This window comes from Prochlorococcus marinus str. NATL2A (genome assembly GCF_000012465.1).
GTDB lineage: Bacteria > Cyanobacteriota > Cyanobacteriia > PCC-6307 > Cyanobiaceae > Prochlorococcus_B > Prochlorococcus_B marinus_B.
In genome coordinates, this window is record NC_007335.2 from 713,503 (window position 1) to 729,943 (window position 16,441).

General features: G+C 35.8%; 13 protein-coding genes. 10 read left to right on the top strand and 3 right to left on the bottom strand.

Features of this window, described 5'->3' with window-relative positions:
* Positions 1-50 precede the first annotated feature (50 nt).
* A complete protein-coding gene (locus PMN2A_RS03755) occupies positions 51-806 on the top strand; it encodes a M15 family metallopeptidase (RefSeq protein ID WP_011293695.1) in 756 nt (251 codons plus the stop codon).
* Here the strand turns inward: PMN2A_RS03755 and PMN2A_RS03760 are convergent.
* Positions 743-2,548 carry an NADPH-dependent assimilatory sulfite reductase hemoprotein subunit gene (locus PMN2A_RS03760; protein WP_011293696.1) on the bottom strand — a complete coding sequence of 602 codons (1,806 nt, stop codon included), beginning with the start codon at positions 2,546-2,548 and terminating at the stop codon, positions 743-745. The genes PMN2A_RS03755 and PMN2A_RS03760 overlap by 64 nt on opposite strands.
* Positions 2,549-3,067: 519 nt before the next feature.
* Here PMN2A_RS03760 and glyS point away from each other — a divergent pair.
* Positions 3,068-5,230: a glycine--tRNA ligase subunit beta gene (gene glyS, locus PMN2A_RS03765; protein WP_011293697.1), complete on the top strand. Its 2,163-nt coding sequence runs from the start codon at positions 3,068-3,070 to the stop codon at positions 5,228-5,230.
* An 18-nt stretch (positions 5,231-5,248) separates the two neighbouring features.
* On the opposite strand, the gene chlP is transcribed toward glyS, so the two are convergent.
* On the bottom strand, positions 5,249-6,580 hold the full coding sequence (chlP, locus tag PMN2A_RS03770; protein ID WP_011293698.1) for a geranylgeranyl reductase: 1,332 nt from the start codon (positions 6,578-6,580) through the stop codon (positions 5,249-5,251).
* A 137-nt stretch (positions 6,581-6,717) separates the two neighbouring features.
* Between chlP and PMN2A_RS03775 the strand changes: the two genes are divergently transcribed.
* From PMN2A_RS03775 to ccsB, 7 genes are all read left to right on the top strand, one after another.
* Positions 6,718-7,428: a M15 family metallopeptidase gene (locus PMN2A_RS03775; protein ID WP_011293699.1), complete on the top strand. Its 711-nt coding sequence runs from the start codon at positions 6,718-6,720 to the stop codon at positions 7,426-7,428.
* A gap of 132 nt (positions 7,429-7,560) precedes the next feature.
* Positions 7,561-9,357: a translational GTPase TypA gene (gene typA, locus PMN2A_RS03780; protein WP_011293700.1), complete on the top strand. Its 1,797-nt coding sequence runs from the start codon at positions 7,561-7,563 to the stop codon at positions 9,355-9,357.
* 5 nt (positions 9,358-9,362) lie between these two features.
* Complete coding sequence (locus tag PMN2A_RS03785; protein WP_011293701.1) at positions 9,363-9,743, top strand: DUF309 domain-containing protein; 381 nt, start codon at positions 9,363-9,365, stop codon at positions 9,741-9,743.
* A 161-nt stretch (positions 9,744-9,904) separates the two neighbouring features.
* Positions 9,905-11,461, top strand: coding sequence for a hypothetical protein (locus PMN2A_RS03790; protein ID WP_011293702.1), 1,557 nt, complete (start codon positions 9,905-9,907; stop codon positions 11,459-11,461).
* 75 nt (positions 11,462-11,536) lie between these two features.
* The gene (gene lptB / locus PMN2A_RS03795) at positions 11,537-12,262 is read left to right on the top strand and encodes an LPS export ABC transporter ATP-binding protein (protein WP_011293703.1); all 726 of its coding nucleotides are present in this window, start codon (positions 11,537-11,539) and stop codon (positions 12,260-12,262) included.
* A 6-nt stretch (positions 12,263-12,268) separates the two neighbouring features.
* Entirely contained in the window at positions 12,269-13,456 is a 1,188-nt protein-coding gene (locus tag PMN2A_RS03800) for an LptF/LptG family permease (protein ID WP_011293704.1), read from the top strand.
* 37 nt (positions 13,457-13,493) lie between these two features.
* Positions 13,494-14,441: a c-type cytochrome biogenesis protein CcsB gene (gene ccsB / locus PMN2A_RS03805; protein ID WP_011293705.1), complete on the top strand. Its 948-nt coding sequence runs from the start codon at positions 13,494-13,496 to the stop codon at positions 14,439-14,441.
* Positions 14,442-14,460: 19 nt separating this feature from the next.
* Here ccsB and rpe read toward each other — a convergent pair whose 3' ends face one another.
* Positions 14,461-15,213 (bottom strand): ribulose-phosphate 3-epimerase, encoded by a 753-nt coding sequence (gene rpe / locus PMN2A_RS03810; protein WP_011293706.1) that lies wholly within the window; start codon positions 15,211-15,213, stop codon positions 14,461-14,463.
* Between the two features lie 200 nt (positions 15,214-15,413).
* Between rpe and glpX the strand changes: the two genes are divergently transcribed.
* Positions 15,414-16,418, top strand: a complete 1,005-nt coding sequence (gene glpX / locus PMN2A_RS03815; protein ID WP_011293707.1) for a class II fructose-bisphosphatase — start codon at positions 15,414-15,416, stop codon at positions 16,416-16,418.
* Positions 16,419-16,441: the final 23 nt, after the last annotated feature.

A 16,441-nucleotide genomic window follows, 5' to 3' on the forward strand; every position in this document is an offset into this window, starting at 1 on the left:
AAAGAATTTTTTGTGCGAATGAATTTTTACCCTAATATTTTATACAAATCATGAATTTGAGACCTTGGAATAATATAAAAATAAATGAATGTAATGAGCCTTTAGTTGTTATCCCTGAATCCATATTTCGACTAACACCTCATCCTTATATGTCGTTAGGTGCACCATATTTAACTGGACTAGATCCGTGGGTTTTACGCCAAAGTGTCTTAAAAAGATTGAAACAAGCACAACAAAATCTTTTTGATATTACTTCCGATTTACAGTTAGCTTTGTTTGATGCTTGGAGACCTATCTCTGTTCAGAAATTCATGTTTAATTACACTATTGAAGAAACTTGTAGGTCGAGGGGGATAAATATTGATGATATCTCAAATAAAGAAGACATCACTGACGTGATTGAGGAGGTTGGTCGCTTCTGGGCAAAACCTTCATGTAATCCTCTTACACCTCCTCCTCATAGTACCGGTGCTGCAATAGATTTGACTCTTGCTGATATGTCTGGACATCCATTGGATCTTGGAGGAGAAATAGATTTTATTGGTCCTGAATCAAGTCCTGACTTTTATAAGAAAGACAATTTAGGGATGCCTTGTTCAAAACATCAAGTTTTTCATAACAGAAGATCTCTTTTGTTTTCAGTTATGGAACAGGCTGGATTTGTTCAACACCCAAACGAATGGTGGCATTTTAGCTATGGAGATCAATTATGGGCTTGGACTAGCAATCAAGGTATTCCTATTTATGGAGCTGCACTTGAAGTAAGTAAAGACATTACACTTTCAGAACCAAGTTTAGTCACATGATCCCCAAGACTTGATGAGGCTCCCGTATCTTTCCAGCTAAGGAATAAAGGCTCTAATGTCTTCTCTAAGTCATCGATAGGCATTTTTTGTAGATATGGAGTCGCCAACCTTTTTAAATTAGTGCTGCCTCCAAGCCAAAGTTGGTATTGATTTAAACCACTACCAACAAGAGCTAATTCGGCCATATAAGGGCGAGCACAACCATTCGGACAGCCGGTTACTCTGATTAGGATTGGTTTATTGATTTCTAGAATTTTTAATTGATTGTTTATTCGCTCCAAGAGCTCAGGTAAAAATCTCTCTGCTTCTGTCATTGCCAGTCCACATAATGGAAGAGCTGGACAAGCCATTGCATTTCTGGCTAATGAGTCAGGAGCCCCTGGATTTATAAAACCAATATTAATGAGTGCTCTCTTTACACTGGCTTTTTGATAATTTCCGATATTGCACAATAAAAGATCTTGATTGGGAGTTAAACGCACATCCAATGCGAATTTTTCAACTATATTTCTAAGCTCTTTCTTTACCCTTCCTGTAAGTCTACCTGACAACAAAGGTAGACCAACAAACCATAACTTCTCAGATTGTTGATGCCAACCTAAATAATCTTCGAGTATTGTATCTCCTTCGTGCTTCAGGTTTTCAATTTGTCTCGTAAAATATTTAGTTGTTAACTGTTTCTTAAACCAATCCACACCCATGTCATGCAAAACGTATTTTAGTCTTGAATGTCTTCTTGTTTTTCTATCTCCATAATCTCTTTGAAGAGCGAGTATAGATTGAACAAGTTCTAAGATATGTTCTCCTTCTACATAACCAATTGGGTCAGCTATCCTCGCAAATGTAGTGTCTAAGTTGTGTGTTCTACCCATGCCTCCTCCCACATAGACATTACATCCTTCTAAAACTCCTTTTTTGTTTGTGAACGTCACCAAACCTATGTCATGAGTAAGGATGTCCACAGAGTTGTCTCCAGGGACTGTAGTTGCACATTTGAATTTTCTTGGTAAGTAGGTTGCACCATATAAAGGTTCTTTTTTATCCCCACTAAAAACACCAGGCTTTAGTTGGAGCTTTTTATTCTTTTTAACTTCAGAAGAAGGCTTAATAGCATATTTCATCTCGCCATCTACCCATAAATCAATGTAGGTTTTTTCTGCTTTTTGGGGCGATAAAACATCGGCAATATCATTAGCTAATTTTCTTGCGGCAGGATAGGACCCTTGTTCGTAGGGGGCTGCAGGAGCCATTACGTTTCTGTTGACGTCTCCACAAGCTGCAAGTGTAGATCCCATCGATTTGACTATTGTTCCAATTACTTCTTTAATGTTTCCTTTTTTTATTCCATGCATTTGGAAGCATTGGCGAGTGGTCGCTCTAAGAGTTTGATTCCCTAGTCGATCAGATAGCTCGTCTAATGCCACAAAGAGTGGGCCAGGTACATAACCAGCTGGATTTCTTAGCCTCAGCATCATTTGCCAATCTTTACCTGTGCCCCCTCTTTTTCTATGCTCTCGATCGTCTTGTTGATAACTACCGTGGAATTTTAAAAGTTGTACTGCGTCGTTTGTAAAGTGATCGCTGTCATTTAATAACTCACTATGTAGGGGTTCACTTAAATAATTACTATCGGCTTTAAATTGTTCAAATTTTGCCCGAGGTGAATTATTGGCTATGCAAGGTGATGGAACAGTTTGTTCTATCTCTTCAATATTGGTACTTTCCTTTTCATCAAAATTCATCAGAGCTTCAATAGCTGCATTACTGAATCCAGCATCTTTTAAGTCTTTTTCTATGTTTTTTGGAGGTTCTTTTAAATTACTATTTTTTATTGCCTCTAGTCTTATTCCTTTGGGCAAAGATTTGTTGATTTGTTTTGCATCTTCTTCTCTGAGCTTTTCCTCGAATTTTTGTTGAATAGCTATTTCTGCTGAGCTTATGTTCTCTTCGGCTTCTTCTTTAGTGTTACCTATTTTTTTTACTACATCACATGTTCCAAAAGCATCCCTTAATTTACCTCTTGGTACGGCAACCCTGAGGTAAAAACCCGATCTTCCTGGTATTTCTATGATCTTAGGCAATGGTACCTACACCGGTACCTACACTGTATCATTTTTTTTGTTGTTTAGTGCTTAATTGTTGAAATAAAGCTATGTGTTATTAAAGATCCATTCATTGAAGATTAAATTTTTTCTAGGACACAGAGTGTAGAAGTAATTCATATTTAGATCTACTCTTGTTATAAATGCAAGGAAATTTTTTTGTCTACCTACCTTTTAGAAATCGGTACTGAGGAACTACCAGCTGATTTGGCTGAATCTGTTATTTCCCAGCTTGAGTTAAGTGTAAATAATGACTTGAATTCTGCTCAAATAAAATTTAGTGAGATAAGTGTAACTACTACCCCCAGAAGAATTGCATTGACGATTGAAGGGATTGCTCCATTTTCTGAAGACAATATTGCAGAACGAAAAGGTCCTCCTGTTTCTCAAGCTTTTCATGATGGAAAACCTACAAAAGCAGCAATTGGTTTTGCTAAAAGATATGAACTATCTCCTGAAAAATTAGAGATTCGTGAAACCTCGAAGGGTTCATTCGTTTTTGCTAAATCAATTGAGAAAGGCAAGCCAGTTACTACTGTATTGTCTGACTATTTACCTAGATGGATCAGCAAGATTCAAGGAAGGAGGTTTATGAGATGGGGCAAAGGTGATTTTCGCTTTTCGAGACCTATTCGTTGGATTGTTTCTTTGCTTGATTCAGAAGTTCTACCTTTTAAAATTTCAGGGTGTGATCCAGAAATACAAATAGGTAATATCTCAAGACCTCATAGGTTGTATGGAACAAAATTAGAAATAAATGATGCGAAAACTTATTTTGATCAATTGCAAGATGTGGGAGTCACAGTTGATAGGGATCGTCGCCTTTCCTGTATCAATGATTTAGTTCTTAATCACGAAATAGATAAAAAAGTTAAGCCAGATCTAACTGATCCCCTTTTAAATGAACTGACAGATTTAATTGAGTCTCCTTTACTTGTGACTGGGTGTTTTGATGAATCTTTTCTTGAGTTACCCCCTGAAGTTTTGTCCACTGTGATGAAGGTTCATCAAAGGTACATCCCCTTATACAAAGTGAATGTTGAGTTTGATCCATTATCACTTAACTCTAAAAATACTTTACTTCCTACTTTTTTGTGTATTAGTAATGGATTACCTTCAGCAAAAGAGAAAATTATTAAAGGAAATGAAAAAGTCTTAAAGGCAAGGTTTGCTGATGCTTCATTTTTCATAAAGTCAGATTTATTAATCAGTAGCTCTTCACGTATTGATAAGTTGAAAGATGTAACTTTTGCTGAAGGATTAGGTTCTTTATATGAGCGTGTAAATCGAATTGAATGGCTTGTTAAATTATTAACACTAAAACTTGAATTTGATCAAGAGGATATTCAAAAATCTGTAAAAGTTGCACATTTCTCTAAACATGATTTAGTTAGTAACATGGTTGATGAATTTCCAGAGTTGCAAGGAATCATTGGATCTAAATACTTACTTCACGAGGGAGAATCAAGAGATGTATGCCTTGGTGTTTTGGAACATTACAAACCTAAAGGTACTTCTGACTCGCTTCCTTCAAATAACCTTGGGAATGCGGTTTCATTAGCGGAACGTTTTGAATTGCTTATCAGCATTTATGCCAAGGGCGAAAGGCCTTCTGGCTCATCTGATCCATATGCCTTGAGAAGGGCTGCTAATGGAATATTATTGATTTTGTGGAACAAAGATTGGCAATTAAATATTAACAAAATACTAGATGATTCACTGATTTATTGGCAGCAACTTTTTCCTTCTCTCTCTCTTGATATTAGTAATCTTTTGTCCGATTTAAAGGAATTCTTTCGTCAAAGAATTATTAGTTTATTAGAAGAGAAAGATGTTGAATTTGATATCATTCAGGCAGTTGCAGGAGATACCACTTCAACATCAAAATTATTAGATGATCCAACAGACGTCTATTTTCGAACTTCATTATTGATGGAAATGAGAAAAAATAATACACTTAATTTGTTGCAAGCTGTAGTGACTCGAGCCTCTAGGTTGGCAGCTAAAAGTTCTATCTCCAAAGATGTTATTGATCCTTTAGATTTTGTTGATAGGTCTCTATTTGAAAAGGATTGTGAAAGAGAAATGTTTGATGTGTTGGAGAAGTTAAAACCTCTAGCTGTAAATTGTGATCGTGATAAATATAAGTTGTTAGCTGATGGGCTAGTCTCAAGTACTGAAACTTTATCCAACTTTTTTGATGGAGAAGGAAGTGTAATGGTTATGACGGAAGATATTAATCTACGAAATAATAGACTTAATCTATTGACGTTACTTAGGAATCAATCTTTAAAGCTTGCTGATTTCAGCAAGCTTGGTTAATTATTTAATTTAATATTGTTATTTACTGGCTTTAATACCACCTTTAATTGAACTTACCGCTAACATTTTATTAACTTCTTTATCGTCTCTGACGGCACTAGGTACTGGCTTATATGTGCTTGGTGCTAATGCTTTCCCTCTTAAAACAGAACCAATTGTTAGTAGGGTAAGTTTTAATTGTTGAAGCGGCTTCATTGCAACTACAGTTTTGTAGAGATAACTATCAAATGTAAGTCTTTGAACATCCATGTCACCACACATCTCTACAAAGGCCTCTCTTGCTCCATCACTGGTGTAGAAAATTCGTTGGAGAATATCTAAAACTGTATATGTAATTCCATACTTTTTATCCCATTTTTTTAGATATTTTTTGAGATCATTTTCCGTAGGTATAATTTTTCCATTTTGACTTGATTCGACAATTTGCTCAGCACACATCCTTCCACTTTTGGCCGCAAAATAAATTCCTTCTCCTGAGCTTTTGGTTACATAACCAGCGGCATCACCGACTAGAGCCATTCTTCCAACAACTCTTCTTGGTCTGGGATGTTCAGGAATTGGATGAGCTTCTACTTTGATTACTTCTCCATTTACGAGTCTCTTCTTGGCTCTTTCTCTGACGCCAATTTGGAGACTTTTTATTAAACCACCATTTTGTTTCATTGTTCCTGTTCCAGCTGCTACATGGTCATATTTTGGAAAGACCCAACCATAGAAATCAGGCGATACGTCTGTGCCTACATACATTTCGGCCCTATCTTCGTAATACTTCATTTCCTCTTTAGGAAGCTTTATCCTTTCTTGAATTGCTACTGCATAGTTGTAATCACCAGCATCCATTGCTTTTGCAACTCTGCTTGTTGCGCCATCTGCTCCAACAATTAAATCCACTTCAAGTTGCTTACCTTTCTCTTCGGATTTGTCGTTAAGGATTTCGGTGTAATGAAGTGTGTAGGGACCTTGTTTGTTCGTACCAGTTTCTATTTTTGATACCAATCCATTTACTAATGTTGCTCCAAGTTCAGCGGCGCGATTTCTCATGAATGAATCCATCACCTCACGCCTCAACATACCTATATATTCTTTATCGCTTCCTGGATAGATATCATCCAAAATAATATCTACTTCTCTGTTTGATGGGGATATCATTTTCATGTTCCTGACTTTCCTATCAATAATTGATTCGGGAAGATCAAATTCAGAAACCATACACAATGGAATCGCTCCTCCGCATGGTTTTGCGTTATCAAGCTTTCTCTCGAAAATCCAAGTTTTAATTCCTGCCTTAGCTAAAATTTCTGCAGCGCATGATCCACTAGGCCCACCGCCAATAACAGCAACTCTTAACATCTTTGAATGAAAAATTTAGTTCTCTATATATAAAACTTACATCGTTATCTAATAGAAAGTATAAAGATTAAAGATACTCGTTACTATCGAAACATCATTTTTGCGAATTCCAATTGTTTTGACCATAAGCAGATCGTATGAATTATCAAGATGACATTCCGCTGGCAAGAAGGATTAAATCCATCAAAACCATTACTACCAAGTCTTTTTTGCGTGTAGGACTTCTATTCCTGGGCCTTGGTATATCGGTTACGTTTTTAGCTAATAAATCATTTTTAAGTCAAAGAAAATCCTTAGATGATTCGATTAACTCCATTGAGACAAGGCAAAATAAAAGCTTGTTAGGTCATCTTCCTTATAAAGAGGCTTCCAAAAAAGATTTAATTCTTTTTTCTCCAGGTATTTACGTTCATAAAGATATCTATGAAAAATTTAAGGAAATGCAGTTTATGGCAGCACAAAGAGGGGTTTCTCTTCAACTATTAAGTGGTTATAGATCAATAAATTTGCAAAGGGATATTTTTTATGAAAATAAATCTATTAGAAATCAAACTGCTGTTGAGCGCTCAAGGGACTCAGCTCCTCCTGGTTATTCTGAACACAGCACAGGGTATGCAATCGATGTTGGTGATGGAAATTATCCAGATACTCATTTTGAGGTTGAATTTGAACAAACGCCTGCTTATAAATGGATGAAGAGGTTTGCCTCTAAATATCATTTCGTTCTTTCTTTTCCACCCAACAACAAACAGGGAGTAACTTATGAGCCTTGGCATTGGAGATTTGAGGGGACTGTTAATGCTTTGAGGGAATTTGACGCTGCCAATAAAATTATAAAATTCAAATAATTATGACTTAATTTTTTTTACTTCGAATTTTATATTCGATATTTTGATTGGCATTTAAAACAGCTAAATGAAGTCATCGTGAGATATTCTTTATGTTTCTATTAACCAAAAGAATTTTAATTTTTTTAAATTATGAGTTTTGATATACAAGCTATTAGGAATATCGCAATAATTGCTCACGTTGATCATGGTAAGACAACTTTGGTTGATGCTCTTTTAAATCAATCTGGCACTTTTCGAGATAACGAAGAAGTCCCAACTTGTGCGTTGGATTCGAATGAATTGGAACGTGAAAGAGGTATAACAATTCTTTCGAAAAACACAGCTGTTACTTATAACGATACTCGGATAAACATTGTTGATACACCAGGGCACGCTGATTTTGGAGGAGAAGTTGAGAGGGTTTTGGGAATGGTAGATGGCTGTCTTCTTGTTGTTGATGCTAACGAGGGACCAATGCCACAAACTCGATTTGTTCTGAAAAAAGCTTTAGAGCAAGGCTTAAGACCTATTGTGTTTGTGAATAAAATTGATCGTGCAAGGGTAGAACCAGAAACCGCGGTAGACAAAGTTTTAGATCTGTTTTTGGAGTTAGGCGCTGATGATGATCAATGTGATTTTCCTTATCTATTTGGGAGTGGATTAGGGGGGTTTGCCAAGACTGAAGTAAAAAGTGAAAACGATAATATGAAACCTTTATTTGAAGCAATTATTAGACAAGTTCCTCCTCCAGTTGGCGACGTGAAAAAGCCTTTACAATTACAAGTCACCACCCTAGATTACTCAGATTTCTTAGGAACAATTATTATCGGTAGAGTACATAATGGTGTAATTAAAAACGGCCAAAGGACTTGTTTGATAAAGGAAGATGGGAGTTTGAAAAAAGGAAGGATTAATAAATTATTAGGATTTAAGGGATTAAAAAGAATTGAAATAGAAGAAGCAAATGCTGGAGATATAGTCGCCTTAGCTGGTTTTGATGAGGTTTCTATTGGTGAAACTGTAGCCTGCCCTGATGAGCCGAAACCTTTACCTCTAATCAAGGTTGATGAGCCAACCTTGCAGATGACTTTTGTTGTTAATGATTCTCCTTTTGCGGGGAAAGAGGGCAAGTTCGTAACTAGCCGGCAGTTGAAGGATCGTTTAAATAAAGAACTTCTAACGAATGTTGCTTTAAGAGTTGAAGACACAGATTCTCCTGACCGTTTTTCTGTTAGTGGAAGGGGAGAGTTACATCTAGGAATTCTTATAGAGACAATGAGAAGAGAGGGGTATGAATTTCAAGTTTCTCAACCACAAGTAATTTTCAGGACAATAGATGAAATTAAATGTGAACCTGTTGAAACACTTGTCCTTGATGTCCCTGAAGCTTCTATTGGTGCTTGTATTGAGAGCCTTGGGGTAAGAAAAGGTGAAATGCAAAATATGGAAACTGGTACTGATCATCGAACTCAGCTTGAGTTTGTTATCCCCTCAAGAGGCTTGATTGGATTTAGGGGTGAATTTATTCGTGCAACAAGAGGTGAAGGGATTATGAGCCATTCATTTTTTGAATACAGGCCATCTGTAGGAGATTTTGAGCAAAGGAGAAATGGAGTCCTTATCTCATTTGAAGAAGGTGTCGCTACTTTCTATTCCTTAAAGAATGCAGAAGACCGTGGACAATTTTTTATTACTCCTGGAGCCAAGGTTTATAAAGGAATGATTATTGGGGAGAATAAACGCCCACAAGATCTTGAATTAAATATTTGCAGGGCTAAACAACTTACCAATATGCGATCAGCTGGTGCAGATGAGCTAGATCAATTGCAATCCCCAATTGAAATGACATTAGAAAGAGCTCTTGAATACATTGGACCAGGAGAGATGTTGGAAGTTACTCCTGAATCTATAAGGCTTAGAAAACTTAAAGCAAAGAAAAATTTGTAAATATAATGAACCCTATTGATAAAGAAGATGTTTTATTTATAAGTGATGCTCGCTTTGAATTAGGAATGAAATTATTTAATTCTTGTCAGTGGTACAAATCCCATGATGTTTTTGAAGAGATATGGCATGAGACTGGCGGCCCTGAAAGGCAGTTATTACAGGGAATATTGCAAGTAGCTGTTGCACAAGTTCATTTAGAAAATAGCAATATAAATGGGGCAACCATACTTTACGGAGAAGCATTAGGTAGGTTGAAAAAATTCCAATTATCTAATTTAGGATTAGATATTGAAGGACTTTCTAAATGCGTTTCAAAAAGATTGGAATTGCTACAAGTTGGTAAGGACCTGGCTGGTTGCAGCGTTCCCATTCTCAATTTCCTTTAAAAAGTTTGTTAAGCCTCATAGAGTTTATCTGATAAAAGAGAGATGATTTCATATTATTTTTCATGTTATATTTTTTTGATTATTTTCAATTTTAAGTACAAAATAAAAGTACAATTTTGATTAATTCAAATTATATAGATCGAAATTCTGCATAAATCACAATGGAATTTAGAAAAATCAATCAAATACAATTACCTGATCAGCATTTTTATGAGATATTTTTACCTATTTTATTTATAATTATAGGTTTATTTGGTGCATTTAATCATGCTCTTTGGAGAGATGAGATGCAAGGATGGCTAGTGGCTTGGCAAAGTGATAACTTAATAGATTTATGGAAAAATAACGCTCCATCTGGACATCCAGTCCTATGGTCATTATTGATTTACTTTTCGAAAAATATTACTGGAACACCCATAAGTATGCAGCTTATGCATTGGTTTTTAGGTAGTTCTGCGATTGTAATTTTATGGAGATTCAGTCCTTTCAATCTAATAACCAAAGCATTATTTACTTTTGGATATTTTCCTTTTTGGGAATATTTCTTTGTGTGCCGTCATTACGTGATTGCAGAGTTGATAATATTTATTTTTTGTTCTATTTATCATTTAAAAGAAAAAACTTACATACCATTTTCTTTATGTATTGGTCTTTTGGCTAATACACAAGCTTTGTCTTGGTCTTTGTCATTTGCTATAGGAATGACTCTTATGTTGGATTGGTTCTTGAATCCTAATCAAAGAAAAAATTATAAAAGAAATAAAAGGTGGATTCTCGATTTAACCTCTAGCATTGCTATTTCTTCAACATTATTGTGTTTTGGAGCTTTTAGCCTTCTGCAAGTAAGAGATTCAGTTAAGTTGCTGTCCTCTTTTATAGATATACGTCACTTCCTTCGAGTTATAGGACAGGTTTTTGGAGGATATATGCTTATCATCCCTAATTCAAGCAGGTTCTTTGACTTGATTTTATGTGCTTCAATTACTTTGATTTTAATTGTAAGTACAATCATATTCATTAAAAATTTTCGGCCAGCATTAATTTATTTTCTAAGCGGGATTATATTTTTATTTCTGTTTAACTATTTTTTATTTTTAGGAGATGGATCAAGACATTATGGATATTATTTTCTCTTGATTATCTCATCATCATGGCTAGCCTTATCAAATCAAGACCACCAACTTAAGTCCTCTAATCACCAAAATTTATTCACTAAAGGTAATTTATTTTATTTCCCTGGATTACTTACCATTTGTTTGACTATACATATGGTTGTTGGGATTCATATGGTCATTAATGATTTTAGGTTACCTTATTCAAGTGGAAAGGAAACTGCTGAATATATACAGGCTAAGGGATGGGAGGACTCGCCAATATTTGCGACTAGAGATGTTGAAGTGGCGACAGTATCTGGATACCTAGATAGGGAATTTTACGTCCCTGAATTGCAAGGATTTGGTAGTTATGCTCAATGGGCTAATCGGGTTACATTAGACAGAACTAAAACACTTGATGAAGTACAAGTTTATTTAGATAGATTTCCTAAAGTCAATAAATTATTACTACTTTTAAGTAATCGATCATCTATTAAGAATTTGCAGCCAGGTGAATCACTTTATGTTGATAAAATTAGAGTTATTGCTGATTCTAAATTTGAGAATTCTTTTCATGATTCAGAGAAGTTCTACATATATTGGGTTGAGAGGATTGTTGATTAATCTTATATAGTTTAGGTATGATCTATTTTTAGATAATGTTCATGTATACGCTTCACCTAGTTATGTTCTATTGAAATGACTCTACTTATTGAGAGTTTGGATTTAACATTATCCAAGAAAACAATTGTAAAAAATGTCGATTTAAATGTTAAACCTGGGGAAGTGGTTGGTCTTTTGGGACCAAATGGTGCGGGTAAAACTAGTACTTTTAATTTGATCATGGGCTTGATTAAGCCAAACAAAGGCAATATCTACTTGGAGGGGAATAGTATAAAAAAATTCTCGATGACAAAAAGAGTTCAATTAGGGATAGGTTATCTACCTCAAGAACCAAGTGTTTTCAGAAATCTTACAGTTATTGAGAATTTAGATATTGCTCTTTCTCAAGCTAAGTTATCAATTTCTTTGTTTAGGAAAAAACGTGAAGAATTGATTGATGAATTTAATTTGGTCTCTTTCCTTGATCGCTTTGGCCATCAACTTTCCGGTGGAGAAAGACGCAGATGTGAAGTCGCTAGAGCCTTGGCTGTGGGACGTTTAGGTCCAAAATTTTTACTCTTAGACGAGCCTTTTGCAGGAGTTGATCCTATTGCAATTAATGATTTACAGAATTTAATTAGGAAATTAAAAAATAAGAATATAGGCGTATTGATTACTGATCATAATGTTAGAGCAACTTTGGCAATAACCGAACGTTCTTATATTCTTAATCAAGGTGAAATACTTGCCGATGGAACGTCTGATCAATTAACCAAAAATCAAATTGTTAAAGATAGCTATCTGGGAAACTCCTTCGATTAATTAGCTATGTATAAAAAACAGTTATTTTTCTCTAGATTTCAAAAATTAGTAGAAAGTAAATGGAAAATAATTCCATTATTAGATAGATGGATACTTTTTGAATTATTGCCGCCTTTATTTTTTTCAATAGCGGCTTTTACCGTCGTTTCTCTTTCAGTAGGAGTTATTTTTGATCTGATTAGAAAAATAGTTGAGATTGGTCTTCCATTTTCTGTAGCTATTCAGATTCTATTGCTAAAGCTACCAAGTTTTGTTGTTATTTCTTTCCCTATGGCAATGTTACTTTCAACTTTGTTAGCGTATGGAAGTCTTAATGATAATAGTGAAATTAAGGCATTAAAAAGTATTGGTATATCAGTTTATAGACTTATTTTGCCAGGATTGATTTTGTCAATATTTATGTCATATATGACCTTCATTTTTAATAATAATATTGTTCCTAGTACAAATAAAAATGCCGAAATTATCTTAGCTAATTCTTTAGGTAGATCTTTTGCAAATGAACAGGGAGAAGATATTATATTTTCAAAGAAAGGAGAAATCTTAGATCCATATTCAAGCTATAAAAAAAACGGAGTTACGCATCTCTTTTATGCTTGGAAATTTATTGATGGGCAGATGTTGGATGTCACAGTAATTGATTTTTCAAAATTAGGTTTTACTCAAATGCTTAAGGCGAAAAAAGGTATTTGGAATAGTGACAAAAACAATTGGGAGTTTTTTGAAGGAGATATTTTGACGCTTAGTCCTGATGGAAGTAATACAAGAACTAAATTCTTGAGTTTTTTATATCCTTTAGGGACTGAACTTACTAATATTGCACAACTGCCAAAAGATGCAAATGATATGAATCTTGGAGAAGCGAATACGGCTATGAAGTTATATCAAAGTAGTGGCAATATTAAAGAAGCAAGAAGGATGAAAGTAAGAATTCAAGAAAAAATTACTTTACCAATCGCTTGTTCGGTTTTTGCTTTAATTGGTTGTAGTTTCGGTGTGATGCAAAAAAGAGGAGGAGGTAGAAGTCAAAGTTTTGGATTAAGTATTATTTTGATACTTATCTATTACATTTTGAGCTTTAGTTTTAGCTCTCTTGGGGTCAAAGGAATAATAAATCCTTTCTTTGCTGCTTGGTCTCCTGTTTTTTTGTCTATGTTAGGGGGAGGTTTTTTGTTAAAACAGGCAAGCAAATGATCTGGTTTTTCTAAATCAACTCTAGTAGCTTTTATCAATGGTTGATTTTCAGTTAAATAATTTTTCTTTTGACCCTGTCGTTTCCCTTGGGTTCGCAGCTTTTCTTTTCTTGTTGATGGCATTGCCTATTTCATTTTGGGCAGTTGCTGGTAGCAGTGATTCCTCCAAAGCCAGATTTTTAGTTGCAATATCCAATCTTTTCCTAACTAGTCAATTGATCCTTAGATGGTGGCAATCGGGACATTTCCCAATTAGTAATCTCTATGAGTCACTCTGTTTTTTGACTTGGGGTTGCACATTAGCTCAACTTTTTCTCGAAAGAGCATGGCGGTCTCCAATCGTTTCTGCAGTTGCGACGCCTGTGTCTTTGCTATCAATAGGTTTTGCCAGTTTTGTTTTACCTGAGAATTTACAATCTTCAGCTCCTTTAGTACCAGCACTTCGTTCTAGTTGGTTAGTTATGCATGTGAGTGTAATTATGTGCTCTTACGCTGCATTACTGATAGGTTCAATTTTGTCTTTTGGTGTCTTTCTTGTTGATGGGAAAAAGCAATTCAATATCCGTAATAGTTCCTTTGGGTCTGGTTCGTTTAGGCAAAGTTCTGAGCTATATCTTGATGAAAGAAATGAGAACTTAAATTCTATACAACCAATTGAATTTACAAATGCTGAGCAACTTGATTCTTTAAGTTATAGATCAATAACTGCTGGATTTTTGTTGCTTACAGTTGGTCTTATTAGTGGTGCTGTTTGGGCTAATGAAGCTTGGGGTAGTTGGTGGAGTTGGGACCCTAAAGAAACTTGGGCTTTAATATGTTGGTTGGTTTATGCTGCTTATTTACATACTAGGATAACAAGAGGCTGGCAAGGTAAAAAGCCTGCAATTCTTGCTATAGCAGGCTTTTTTGTTATTATTGTTTGCTATATTGGAGTGAACCTTCTTGGGGTAGGTTTACATAGTTATGGTTGGTTCTTCGATGCATAGTAATTAACAATTAAGTTAATTATTTTTCAACAATTATTCCATTCTGTGCGTCGTTGGCAACTTTTCTTAGTGCATCACAACCTTCTTTAAGTGTTGGATAAGCAAACATACCACTTCCTGCAATGAAGCAGTTTGCTCCTGCAGCGCAGCATTGCGATAGTGACCAATCAGCCTTTATTCCTCCGTCCACTTCTATATCTACGTCATATCCATTGTCTAAAATTGTTTTCCTTAATTGCGTAATTTTGTTGAGCATTGTTGGTATGTAGGCTTGACCACCAAATCCGGGGTTAACAGTCATTACCAATACGTGATCAACCATATCAAGCACATCCTTAACCATATCCATTGGAGTATGAGGATTAAGGGCCACTGAGGGAGATCCTCCAAGTTGACGAATCTTGCCAAGAATTCGATGAAGGTGAACATTTGCTTCAGCATGAGCAATTACAACACCTGGCTCTCCGTTTGCCCCCTTACTTGCTTCGACATATCCCTCAAGCATGGTTTCACAGTTGTATTGACTAACCATTAACTGAGTCTCAAATGGAACGCTGCAATACTTTCGGCATGCGGAAATCATTTCTGGACCAAAAGTGAGATTCGGAACAAAGTTCCCATCCATCACATCAAATTGAATTCTGTCTACACCCGCTAGTTCAAGATCTTTTACGCACTGACCCATGTTTGCCCAGTCTGCTGGCAATACTGAAGGGATTATCTGAACTGGACGGTGTTCAGTAAAAATTGCTGAAGAAATGGATTGGATCATTGTTTTTTGTCTTGTGGCAGAGAGTCTATTAATTCATGGTCACAAGTTCTAGTGTGACCATGCACTGATACAGTAATTATTGCTTATCAACAGATAATAAGTTTTTTGTGAGTACTTTTTTCTGAGCATTTTTCAATGCCCTCAATTACTTACAATATTGTCTGCCTTAAGGCGTAAATTTCTTTACCTAGCTGCAAAAAGTGGATCGTACTCTCGTCCAAGAAATTCTTGAAGTAGTTGAGCAAGCTGCAATTGCTTCGGCTCAATTGACTGGTTTGGGTCAAAAAGATGAGGCTGATGCCGCCGCCGTAGAGGCAATGCGAAAGAGAATGGGAACGATTCAAATGCAAGGAAGAATCGTTATTGGAGAAGGAGAAAGAGATGAAGCTCCAATGCTTTATATAGGAGAAGAAGTTGGATCAGGAACAGGTCCTGGAGTTGATTTCGCTGTAGATCCTTGTGAGGGGACAAATTTATGTGCTAACAGTCAGCGTGGATCGATGGCTGTTTTAGCAGCGTCAGATAGGGGAGGATTATTTAACGCTCCAGATTTTTATATGAATAAATTAGCTGCTCCTCCAGCAGCTAAAGGCAAAGTTGATATCAGAAAAACTCCCACAGAAAATATAAAAATCTTGAGTGACTGTCTTGGTATCGCAATTAGTGATTTAACGATAGTTGTTATGGATAGAGCTAGACACAAAAATCTAGTTTCCGAAATTAGATCTACTGGTGCCAGGATTCAGCCTATTTCAGATGGAGATGTCCAAGCGGCAATTGCATGTGGATTTGAAGGGACTGGTACTCATTGCTTAATGGGCATTGGAGCGGCTCCTGAGGGAGTTATTTCAGCAGCTGCCATGAGGGCACTTGGAGGACATTTCCAGGGACAACTTGTTTATGATCCTGCAATAGCTCAAACATCAGAGTGGGCAGACTATACAAAAGAGGGAAATATAAAAAGATTGAATGAAATGGGCATAACTGATATCGACAAGATCTATGAAGCGAATGAACTTGCCTCAGGAGAAAATGTAGCTTTTGCTGGTAGTGGAATTACAGATGGATTGCTTTTCGATGGAGTTAAATTTGAAAAAGATTGCACCAGAACTAGCAGTCTTGTGATTAGTACGCTTGATCAAACAGCTAGATTTACCAATACAGTTCACATCAAAGATGGTGCTCAAAGCATCTCTTTGAAGTGATAGTTAAGTAAATGAAGTAAGGG